The sequence below is a fragment of the uncultured Aquincola sp. genome, assembly GCF_964001545.1.
Classification (GTDB): Bacteria; Pseudomonadota; Gammaproteobacteria; order Burkholderiales; family Burkholderiaceae_C; genus Aquincola.
Map to the genome: position 1 here is coordinate 1 of NZ_CAXFDV010000527.1, position 10,326 is coordinate 10,326.

A 10,326-nucleotide genomic window follows, 5' to 3' on the forward strand; every position below is an offset into this window, starting at 1 on the left:
AAAGGTGAAGGGCGCGGCGTACTGCAGCCCCGTCTTGCTGGCCAGGTAGCCTGAGCCCCATACCAGCACGAAGAACCAGGCCAGCGCGGTGTCGGTGCGGGGCGCAGGCGGCGTCTGGGGCAGGGCGGGGGTAGAGGTCATGCAGGGCCGATGGTGCCTCACCCCGCCAGGCGCGGCCTGCAACGACCCAACGTCCACTGGCTGCAGCGGCTATCCGCGCCTGGCAGCTTCTTGCCGCCGGCGCGCCCGCTTGCGCTGCAGACGGCTGAGCGGCCCGCACACTGGGCGCTCCTGGCCTCCGGGGCCGCCACCCCTGTTGCGATTGTCATGACCACGCGCCATTCCTATGCGCCGGCCCAGGGCCACCGCCTGCGCCACGATCCGCTGGCCGCCATCCTGGGCCCGCGGCCCATCGGCTGGATTTCCACGCTCAGCGAAACGGGCGTGGCCAACCTGGCGCCCTACAGCTTCTTCAACGTCTTCAACTACCGGCCGCCCATCGTGGCGTTTTCCAGCGTCGGCCACAAGGACACGGTGCGCCATGCCCAGCGCAGCGGCCAGTTCGTGTGCAACCTGGCCACCCGGGCGCTGGCCGAGGCGGTCAACCACTCCAGCATCGACGCACCGCCCGGCACCAGCGAGTTCACGCTGTGCGGCCTGACGCCGCGCGCCAGCACGCAAGTGCAGGCCCCGGCGGTGGCCGAGAGCCCGGTGAACCTGGAATGCGAGGTGCTGCAGGTGCAGCGCCTGCACGACCGCCAGGGCCGCCCGCTGGACACCTGGATGGTGCTGGGCGAGGTGGTGATGGTGCACATCGACCCGACACTGCTGAGCGGCCCCGACGGCACCTACGACACCGCCGCCGCCCCCATCCTGCGCGGCGGCGGCCCGGCCGACTACTTCGAGGTCACGGCGGCCGCGCGGTTCGAGATGCGGCGGCCGGGGTAGCCGGCGTCCTTGTCGAAGCGCGCGCCCTCAGGTTGGCAGGGTCCAAGCTTCAGAACCAGGTCGCAAGCTCAGCTGCGGTTGCGCTCGCATACAAGTTTTTGTATATTTGCTGTGTGAACCAGACCAAGCCCGTCGAGTTTCGGGGAAGTGCGCTGGACGACCTGCGAGCCTTCCCGCTGGATGCTCGGCGAGAGGCCGGGTATCAGCTTGACCGTGTGCAGAACGGCTTGGATCCGGACGACTGGAAGCCGATGAACACGGTAGGCGCTGGCGTGCGGGAAATCCGCATCCGCGACGCTCACGGGATTTTCCGGGTGATCTACGTCGCGAAGCTGGCGGATGCCGTGTATGTGCTCCACTGCTTTCAAAAGAAGACCGAAAGGACCAGCCCTCCCGACCTCGACCTGGCGACGCGGCGCTTCCGCGAGTTGATGCAGGAGTTGAAGTCATGACCAAGCAACGCTTTGCCAGCGTGTGGGACGCCATCGAGGACACGCCCGAGCAGGCCGAGAATATGAAGCTGCGCGCAGCGCTCATGACGGCCTTGAAGGATCGCCTTGCTCAGAGCCGCATCAGTCAGGCGCAAGCCGCTGAACTGTTCGGCGTCACGCAGCCGCGGGTGTCTGACCTCGTGCGCGGCAAGATCGACCGCTTCGGGCTCGACGCCCTGGTGAACATGGCGACGGCAGCGGGGCTGCATGTGGAGCTTCGGATTCTTGAGTCCGCTTGTTGACCAGTTATCGCCCTTCAACCGCAGTCAGGACCCACTGAATGCGCGGCGTCTGAGTCTGACGACGGTGCCGGCACCATGGCCTTGAGCTGAGCCGGCGTCAGGGGTGGCGCGTCAGGGTCGGCGTTGGCGGCTGCGGTGATGGCGCGGTCTTCCTCCGCGGTCGGCATCACGACATCGGGGCGTTGGCGTTGCTGGGACATGGTGGCTGATATGTAGCGAGCGCCGATCCGCCTGTCAAAGCGGCCCGTTCGGCACTGCACTCCCCGCTCCACCCGCCACCTCCGGCACCAGCGCCTGCAGCAGCCCCACCAACTGCCGCCAGCGGGCGTCGCCGAACTGCTGGCGCTGTTGCTGCTGGTGGGCTTGCGCCTGTTCGATCAGCCGGCGCACCGTGGTGTGGCCAGCGGGGGTGATGCGCAGCAGGGTCTGGCGGCGGTCTTGGGGGTCGGGCTCGCGCAGCACCAGCGCCTGTTGCGCCAGGCGGTCGATCAGCCGCGTGAGTGTGGGCTGCTTGGTGGCCGCGCGGCGGGCCAGCAGGCCCAGCGGCACCGGGCCGCCATCGGCCAGCGTGGCCAGCACCCGCCACTCCAGCACCGACAGGCCCGCCGCCCGCACCTGCTCGGCAAAGTCGCCCACCAGGTGGGCGGCGGCCTGCGTCAGCAGCGCCGGCAGGTACTGGGCGACGAAGCCGCCCTCTTGGGGCGGCGCCGCGGGCAGCGCGTCAATAGCGCCCACTGAGCAAGGCCCCGCCACCCGGGATGTGCGTGGGCAGGTTCAGCTGCTTGAGCATCTGCCAGGTGGTGGCCACCGCGGCCGACAGCGTGGGAATGCCCGACGCATCCTGCACCTTCTGGATGGAAGGCAGCGAAGGCATCTGCACGCAGGCCGACAGCACGATGCCGTCGATGCCGCTGCGGTCCAGCCGCTGGTAGATCTCCAGCAGGTTGGCCGGGTTCTGCGCCGCCACCGCCAGGTTGTCGGGGATCTCCAGCGCCACGTAGTCCTTCACCTCCACGCCTTCGTGCTCGATGTAGTCGACCACCAGCTTCGTCAGCGGCTTCATGTAGGGGCAGATCACGCTCACCCGCTTCATGCCCATCGCATGCAGGCCGTCGATCAGCGCGCCGGCGCTGGTCACCACCGGGGCGGCGTTGCCATTGGTCTCGGTGGCCAGCTGCAGCCGCGCCTGTGACTGGCGGTGGTAGCCCAGGCCCATGCTCATGATGGCCACCAGGCAGGCATAGCCCAGCACATCGACCTTGGCGTCCGACAGCTCCAGCGCGCAGCGGTCGCTGTCGCGGTCCATGGCTTCCAGCTCTTCCTTCACCACCTTCTTCATGCGCATGCGGCTGGAGTGGAAGGTGAAGCGCTCGGGCGCCACGTGCTCCCGCGCGCGCAGCAGCGCAGGGATTTCGGTTTCCATCGTCGTGTTGGACGAAGGCACGATCTGCCCCACGCGGATGGGGCGGGCAACGAAGTCGAAGCTCATGCGGAGGCCTCCGGGCTCACGGTCAGGTCCAGGCCCTGCAGCGCATCGGCGCTGGCGGGGTCGATGAAGCGCGCCGCCGCCAGCGGCTGGCGGTTGACGCGCAGGTCGAAGATGTCGAAGCGGTTGTAGTGGCCGGTGATGTCGTGCATCTGCCGCGGCTGCAGGCATTTGCCGAGGTCGATCTCGGCATAGGCGATGCCTTCGACGTCGATCAGCGGCTGGCCGATCACGCGGCCGTCGGGCCCGATGAAGCCCGAGAACGCGCTGTTGGGCCGGGCCAGCAGCTCACGCGCCTCGGGGTGGGTGGCGGCCATGGCGTCGACGATCTCGCTCGACACGGTGGAACACGACACCACCGTGAACAGCTTGCCCTCGAAGCTGTGGGCCGCCGCGCGCAGGCGAATGGCCTCGGCCATGTCGTAGTCCTTGGGCGCCACCGGCAACGCGATGTAGCTGGCCACGTGCACCAGCTCGCCCTGCGCCAGCAGCGAGAAGCGCGCCAGCGTGTTGGTGTTCTCGCCGCAGGCCAGCGCCCCCAGCTTGCCGATGGGCGTGTCGTGCACCCGCAGCGCCGAGGCATCGCCCGGCGCCCAGGTGAGCTTCTCGGCCCAGGTGGGCACCAGCTTGCGGTGGCGGCCCAGCAGGCGGCCGTCTTCGCCGATGGTGACCAGCGTGTTGTAGATGGTGCCGATGCTCTGCGGATGCCGCTCGTTGACGCCGATGACCACATGGATGCGGTGGCGTGCCGCGGCCTGCGCGATCTTGCGGATCTCCGGCCCCGGAATCTCGATGGCCGAGCGAGCCAGCCTGTCGAACCACGGGCTGCCGTCGATCGGGTTCATCACCCAGCTCCAGTACGGGTAGCCCGAGACGAACACTTCCGGAAAGGCCACCAGCCGCGCGCCGTGGGCGGCAGCCTCGGCGATCAGCCGGCAGGCCTTGTCCACCGTGGCGTCGGTGTCCAGGAAGACGGGCGCGGCCTGCACGGCCGCGGCCTTGAAGGTGGGGAGCTGCAGCATGCCGCGCCCCCACCTCAGACCGCCACCACCGGGTGGCGCAGGCGGCCGATGCCCTGCACCTGGCCTTCGATCACGTCGCCCGGCCACACCCATTCCTGCGGGCCGCGGCCGGCGCCCACGCCATCGGGCGTGCCGGTGGCAATGATGTCGCCCGGCTCCAGCGTGATGCCGGCGCTCAGGTCGGCGATCAGCTCGTCCACCTTGAACAGCATGTGGCGGGTGTTGGCGCTTTGCTTGGTGATGCCGTTGACCGTCAGGCTCAGGTCCAGCGTCTGCGGATCGGGGATCTCGTCGGCGGTGACGATGCACGGACCCATGGGCGCATAGGTGTCCTGGCCCTTGGAATAGATCCACTGGCCGGCGCGGCGGCAGTCGCGTGCGCTCATGTCGATGATCACGGTGTAGCCGAACACGTAGCTCAAGGCTTTTTCCACCGCCACACGCTTGGCGCGGGTGCCGATGACCACGCCCAGCTCGATTTCCCAGTCCAGCTGCTGGGTGATCTTGGCGTTGTGCTCGATGGCGTCGCCGGGGCCGATGACGGTGGTGGGCGGCTTGGAGAAGATCACCGGCTGCTTGGGCAGATCCTTCGAGGTGTCCAGCGTGCGGGCCGATTCGGCCACGTGCTCCACATAGTTCAGGCCGATGCCGAAGATGTTCTTGCGCGGCCGCGGGATCGGCGCCAGCAGCTTCACATTGGCCAGCGGCCAGCTGGTGCCGGCCGGGAAGCGGCCTTCGAACGAGGCCAGCAGCTCGGTGGTGCTGCGCACGGCCTGCGGGCCCAGGTCGATGAAGTCCAGCATGTCGGCCGGCAGGCTCTGGCCGCGCTGGGCGGCCAGCAGCGCCAGGTCCACGACCTGTTGATCGACGATGGCGCCCAGGCGGGCGGCGGCCAGGATGTCGGCGCGGTAGGTGACGAGTCGCATGTGAAGGGTCTCCGATGAGGTGAAGAAGCAGGCGAGGGCGTCAGCCCGTCACCGGTTGGTGGCCGCCGTTCTCGGCCAGCGCCTGTTCGCGGTACAGGCCCAGGGCGTTGATCGTGGGCAGGTCATGGAAGGCGAAGAGGCAGGCGTCTTCGCTGCCGCTGGCGTTGGCGTGTTCGTGGAAGGCCCACGAAGGCACGCAGAAGATGTCGCGCTCCTGCCAGTCGAAGCGCTGGCCGTTGATCACCGACCAGCCTTGGCCCTTGGCCACCTGGTACAGGAAGCTGCCGGTGTGGCGGTGGGCTTTGGTGTGCTCGCCAGCGCGCAGCAGCTGCATCGAGGCGCCCACCGTCTGCATCACCGGCCCGCCGGTCAGCGGGTTCACGTAGTTCATCAGCACGCCGTCGAAGGGGCTGCCGTCGGTCACCGCGGCCTGGCGCACCAGGGCCTCGTAGGTGGCCGCCCATTCGTACTTGAAGAGCGGCGAGTAAGGCTTGGTCCAGCCGTGCTGCTGCGGCTGCAGACCGGCGCCGGCCCAGGCGGCCATCAGGTCGTTCACCGGGCGCGTCACGGCCTGGTGCAGGTCGGGGTGCACCGCGTAGAAGTTGGCCTCCATCGCGTTGACCAGCGGAATGTCCAGCCCGTCCTGCCAGATGCAGGGCGTGCCGTCTTCCGCCACGCCATGCTCGTGCCAGGTGCCGTTGGGCGTGATCACGAAGTCGCGGGCGGCCAGCGTCACCTGGTGGCCGTCGACGATGGTGTAGGCGCCGCTGCCTTCCATGATGAAGCGCAGCGCCGAAGCCGCATGCGCATGGGCCGAAGCACGCTCGCCCGGCTTCATCACCTGCAGCCCGGCATACAGCCAGCCCACGGCGGCGGAGACGTCGCGGCGGCCAGGGTTGTCCAGGTACACCACGCGGCGGCCGGCCTTCTCGGGCGTCACCAGGTCGACCGAGCGCAGCACGTGCTCACGCAGGTCGCGGTAGCGCCACAGCACCGGCACCGAGGCCGACTGCGGCTGCCAGGGCTCGATCTTGTTGGCCACGGTCCACAGCGCGCCGGTCTTCAGCCGGTCCAGCTCGGCGTAGTAGGCCAGCAGCTCGGGCGAGTCGGCCACGTCGGCGCGGCCGGCCACCGATTCGCGGTATTGGTCGTAGTTGGCTTGGGTCATCGCAGGGCTCCTGCTCAGGCGGGGGTCGCGGGGGAAGAAACCAGGGGCTTGGCCAGCACGCGCTCGAACTGCGTGCGCGCCGGCTCGATGGCCGGGTGCCAGGCCACGCCGCCGCGGCCCAGGCGCACCAGCTCGCGGTGCAGCCAGGCCGGGTCGCTCATGAAGGGGCGGCCGATGGCGCACAGGTCGGCGCGGCCGGAGGCGATCACGCTGTTGACCTGGTCGGCCTCGGTGATGGCGCCGACGGCGATGGTGGCCACCTGCGCTTCGTTGCGGATGCGGTCGGCCATTGGCGTTTGATACAGGCGCCCATACACCGGACGTTGGTCGGGCGTCACCTCGCCGGTGGACACGTCCACCAGGTCGGCGCCGGCCTGCTTGAACTGCCGGGCCATCTCGATGGCGTCGTCCACCGTGGTGCCGCCTTCGGCCCAGTCGGTGGCCGACAGGCGCACCGACATCGGCCGGTCGGCCGGCCAGGCGGCACGCATGGCCGCGAACACTTCCAGCGGGTAGCGCAGGCGCTGGGCCAGCGAACCACCGTACTCGTCGTCGCGCTGGTTGGTCAGCGGCGACAGGAAGCTGGACAGCAAAAAGCCGTGGCCGGCCTGCAGCTCCAGCCAGTCGACGCCGGCCTCGGCGGCGCGGCGGGTGGCGGCCACAAACGCGTCGCGCACCGCGTCCATCTGCGCGCGGTCCATGGCCGCGGGCACGGCAGACACCCCGGGCTTGTAGGCCAGGGCCGAAGCCGACAGCAGGGGCCAGCCCTCGGCCAGCGGCTGGTCGGCCGGCTCCCACCCCGGCTGCACCGCGCCGCGGCGGCCGGCATGGCCCAGCTGCAGACCGAAACGGGCCGGCGTGTGGCGGTGGATGAAGTCGGCAATCGCCGCGATGCCGGCCTGCTGCTCGGCATTCCACAGCCCGGTGTCGGCGCGGGTCATGCGGCCCTCGGGCGTCACCGCGGTCATCTCCATCATCACCAGGCCGGCGCCGCCCAGCGCCCGGCTGCCCAGGTACATGCGGTGGAAGTCGCCGGCCACGCCATCGTCGGCCGCGGCCTGCAGCAGCGTGGGCGATACCACCACGCGGTTGCGCAGCGTCAGGCCACGCACCGGGAAAGGCGTGAGCATCGGCAGCGGGGCAGGCTGCGTGTCGGCCACGCTCACCCCGGCCTGGCCGGCCAGCCAGCGTTCATAGCCGGCCACCCAGGCCGGGTCGCGCAGGCGCAGGTTCTCGTGCGAGATGCGCTGCGAACGCGTGAGCAGCGAGTAGGTGAACTGCTCGGGCGCCAGACCGGCATAGCGGCGCACGTTCTCGAACCATTCGGTGGAGTTGCGCGCGGCGTTCTGGATCTTCAGCACCTCCACGCTGCGCACCTCCTGGTAATGGGCCAGGCCGGCGCGCAGGTCGCCTTGTGCGCCCTTCAGGCAGCGCGCCAGCTCGATCGCGTCTTCCAGCGCCAGCTTGGTGCCCGAGCCGATGGAGAAGTGCGCGGTGTGGGCGGCATCGCCCATCAGCACCACCGGTATGTCGCCGTTCCAATGCACCCAGCCGCCGCAGATCACCCGCGGGAAGCGGATCCAGATGGCCGAGCCGCGCAGGTGCGTGGCATTGCTGATCAGCGGCTGGCCATCGAGCCAGGGCGCGAACAGCCGCTCGCAGAAGGCGATGCCTTCTTCCTGGCTCATCTCGTGCAGCCCGCTCTTGTGCCAGCAGTCGTCGGGCGTTTCCACGATGAAGGTGGACAGCCCGTTCTCGAAGCGGTAGGCATGGGCCGCGAACCAGCCATGCTCGGTCTCGACGAACAGGAAGTTGAAGGCGTCGAACACCTTGCGCGTGCCCAGCCACACGAAGCGGCAGTGCCGGGTGTCGATGTCGGGCTGGTAGGTCGCAGCGTAGCGGGTGCGGGTGGGGCTGTTGATGCCGTCGCTGGCAATCACCAGATCGGCGCCGTACTGGCGCGCGATGGCCTGGTCGTCGGTCACGGTGGTCTCGAACACCAGCTGCACGCCCACTTCTTCGCAGCGCGCCTGCAGGATGTTGAGCAGCCGCTTGCGGCCGATGCCGATGAAGCCGTGGCCGGTGGTGCGGATGGCCCGGCCCTTGAAGTGCACCTCGATGTCTTCCCAGCGCGAGAACTCGTCGGCGATGCTGCGGGCCGACACCGGGTCGGCCTCGTGCAGGTGGTCCACCGTGGCATCAGAAAACACCACGCCCCAGCCGAAGGTGTCGTAGGGGCGGTTGCGTTCGACCACCACCACCTCGTGGCTGGGGTCCTGCAGCTTCATTAGCAGGCCGAAGTACAGGCCGGCGGGGCCGCCGCCGATGCAGACGATCTTCATCAATGTGCCTCCAGCGCGTGGCGCAGTTCGAGGGGGATGGGAATGGCTTCGTGCGTGACCAGCGAGGTGGTCACCAGGGTCTGGCGGGCCTGCATGCGCAGCTGGCCGTCGCTGCCACGGCAGGCCAGCTCCAGCACCAGCGAGCGGCTGCCGAGGTGGGCCACGTCCAGCGTCAGCGTCACGTCGTCGCCCATGCGGCTGATGGCCTTGAAGTCGGCCTCGATGCGCACCGAGGGCATGCCCTGCCGGCGGCCCAGGATGTAGCCGGCAAAGCCGCCGTCGGGCAGCAGCTGGTCGACCCAGGCTTCCAGCAGGTCGTTGAACATCACGAAGTACTGCGGGTAGAAAACGATGCCGGCGGGATCGCATTCCGAGAAGCGGATGCGGTGCGCGCGGCGGAAATGCCGTGGCGTGGCGGTGGTCATGCGGTATCTCCGGGGCTCAGGCGTGCAGCGCCTGTTGTTGCAGCGCGGCTTGCAGGGCCTTGCCGTGTTCGTCGGCCAGCGCGGCATCGCGCAGCCGGGCCAGCTGCGCCGGGGCCAGCGTGGCGCCGTGGCGGTCCAGCACGCCCAGCAGCGTCTGGTAGTTGCGCAGGCCGCGGGCATGGGTGTCGCCATAGCCCTTGACCAGCCGCTGCAGCCGCGCCACTTCCAGCGCCAGCGCCGGGTGGCTGGCGGCCAGCGCCTGCACCCGCTGCAGCCAGTGCTCGATGCGCTGGTTCTCCTGCACGTAGCGCAGCGTGCTGCGGCGGGCCACGCGCCAGCGCGACAGCAGCCACAGCAGCGCAAAGCCGCGCAGGCTGGAGGTGCGGATCACCCGCCCTTCCCGCGTGAAGCGGGCCACCAGCCGGTGCAGCGCATGCGGCCGGGCCAGCCAGCGGCCCAGGGCGGCCGGCAGGGTTTCGCACACCTCTTCGATGCGCGGGTGCATGAACTCGTGGATGTGCAGCTGCTGGTCGGCCTTGGCCCGCACCTCGCCCTGCACGCGCTGGAAGCGGCTGTCGCGGGTCTTCAGGTCCGCCACGCGGATGGTGTCTTCGTACGACATCCACAGCGCCAGGTGACGGGCGGTCTCGCGCACCAGGGTGTCGTCTTCGGCGCCGGCCTGTTGCACCAGCGCGGCCAGGCGGTCGAGGTAGAGCGCGGCATAGGCCGTGTCCTGGTAGTCGATCAGCCGGCGCACGCCTTCGCGCACCACGTGGTGGCAAGGCGGACGGTGTTCACGCGCCAGCCGCTGCAGCAGCGCGGCCACGGCGGCAGATTGGGGGGCCGGCGCAGGCACGTCGGCCGCGGGTTCGGCCGCCGGTGCGTCCTGGCCCAGCGCTGCCTGGCAGCCGCGGCCAAAGGCCTTGAGGCTGGGCTTGACGCCCACGCCACCGCGTTCGATGGTGGCCTCGAAGTCGGCGCGCGAAAAGGGCAGGGCGCCCACGCCGCACAGCGCACCGAACAGCACCGCGCTGATCACGCTGCCGCTGGCTTCGGCGGTGCGCGCCATGTCGAAGCTCACCAGCTTCTGCGCCGCTGCCTTGGCATGCTGCAGCAGCACCTCGTCGTTCACCCGGCCGTCGCCCATCGCGGCTTTTTCGGCGATGGCGTACACCCGGTGGGTGGAGGTGATGAGGGTGGTGCGCTGCGGCGTCACCAGGCCACGCTGCACCGCGCGGCCGGCTTCCATCAGCTCGGAGCACAGCACCACGTCCAC

11 protein-coding genes are annotated in these 10,326 nt (G+C 69.6%); 3 read left to right on the top strand and 8 right to left on the bottom strand.

The window, feature by feature from the left end; all coding sequences use genetic code 11:
* The first annotated feature begins 327 nt into the window (after positions 1-327).
* From ABNT58_RS18100 to ABNT58_RS18110, 3 genes are all read left to right on the top strand, one after another.
* A complete protein-coding gene (locus ABNT58_RS18100) occupies positions 328-948 on the top strand; it encodes a flavin reductase family protein (RefSeq protein WP_348754839.1) in 621 nt (206 codons plus the stop codon).
* 113 nt (positions 949-1,061) lie between these two features.
* Positions 1,062-1,400, top strand: a complete 339-nt coding sequence (locus tag ABNT58_RS18105; RefSeq protein ID WP_348754840.1) for a type II toxin-antitoxin system RelE/ParE family toxin — start codon at positions 1,062-1,064, stop codon at positions 1,398-1,400.
* A complete protein-coding gene (locus ABNT58_RS18110; RefSeq protein WP_348754841.1) occupies positions 1,397-1,681 on the top strand; it encodes a helix-turn-helix domain-containing protein in 285 nt (94 codons plus the stop codon). The genes ABNT58_RS18105 and ABNT58_RS18110 overlap by 4 nt, the downstream gene beginning before the upstream one ends.
* 234 nt (positions 1,682-1,915) lie before the next feature.
* Here the strand turns inward: ABNT58_RS18110 and ABNT58_RS18115 are convergent, their stop codons facing one another.
* From ABNT58_RS18115 to ABNT58_RS18150, 8 genes are all read right to left on the bottom strand, one after another.
* Positions 1,916-2,416 (bottom strand): MarR family transcriptional regulator, encoded by a 501-nt coding sequence (locus tag ABNT58_RS18115; RefSeq protein WP_348754842.1) that lies wholly within the window; start codon positions 2,414-2,416, stop codon positions 1,916-1,918.
* Positions 2,403-3,170 (bottom strand): Asp/Glu racemase, encoded by a 768-nt coding sequence (locus ABNT58_RS18120; protein ID WP_348754843.1) that lies wholly within the window; start codon positions 3,168-3,170, stop codon positions 2,403-2,405. The genes ABNT58_RS18115 and ABNT58_RS18120 overlap by 14 nt, the downstream gene beginning before the upstream one ends.
* Complete coding sequence (locus ABNT58_RS18125; protein ID WP_348754844.1) at positions 3,167-4,189, bottom strand: carbon-nitrogen hydrolase family protein; 1,023 nt, start codon at positions 4,187-4,189, stop codon at positions 3,167-3,169. Before ABNT58_RS18125 ends, ABNT58_RS18120 begins: the two co-directional genes overlap by 4 nt.
* A gap of 14 nt (positions 4,190-4,203) precedes the next feature.
* Complete coding sequence (locus ABNT58_RS18130) at positions 4,204-5,115, bottom strand: fumarylacetoacetate hydrolase family protein (RefSeq protein ID WP_348754845.1); 912 nt, start codon at positions 5,113-5,115, stop codon at positions 4,204-4,206.
* Positions 5,116-5,155: 40 nt separating this feature from the next.
* Positions 5,156-6,283, bottom strand: coding sequence for a cupin domain-containing protein (locus tag ABNT58_RS18135; protein WP_348754846.1), 1,128 nt, complete (start codon positions 6,281-6,283; stop codon positions 5,156-5,158).
* A gap of 14 nt (positions 6,284-6,297) precedes the next feature.
* The gene (locus tag ABNT58_RS18140) at positions 6,298-8,625 is read right to left on the bottom strand and encodes a bifunctional salicylyl-CoA 5-hydroxylase/oxidoreductase (protein ID WP_348754847.1); all 2,328 of its coding nucleotides are present in this window, start codon (positions 8,623-8,625) and stop codon (positions 6,298-6,300) included.
* Positions 8,625-9,050, bottom strand: a complete 426-nt coding sequence (locus ABNT58_RS18145; protein ID WP_348754848.1) for a thioesterase family protein — start codon at positions 9,048-9,050, stop codon at positions 8,625-8,627. The genes ABNT58_RS18140 and ABNT58_RS18145 overlap by 1 nt, the downstream gene beginning before the upstream one ends.
* Positions 9,051-9,066: 16 nt before the next feature.
* The coding region (locus ABNT58_RS18150; RefSeq protein ID WP_348754849.1) for an indolepyruvate oxidoreductase subunit beta family protein at positions 9,067-10,326 on the bottom strand (1,260 nt) is incomplete at its 5' end.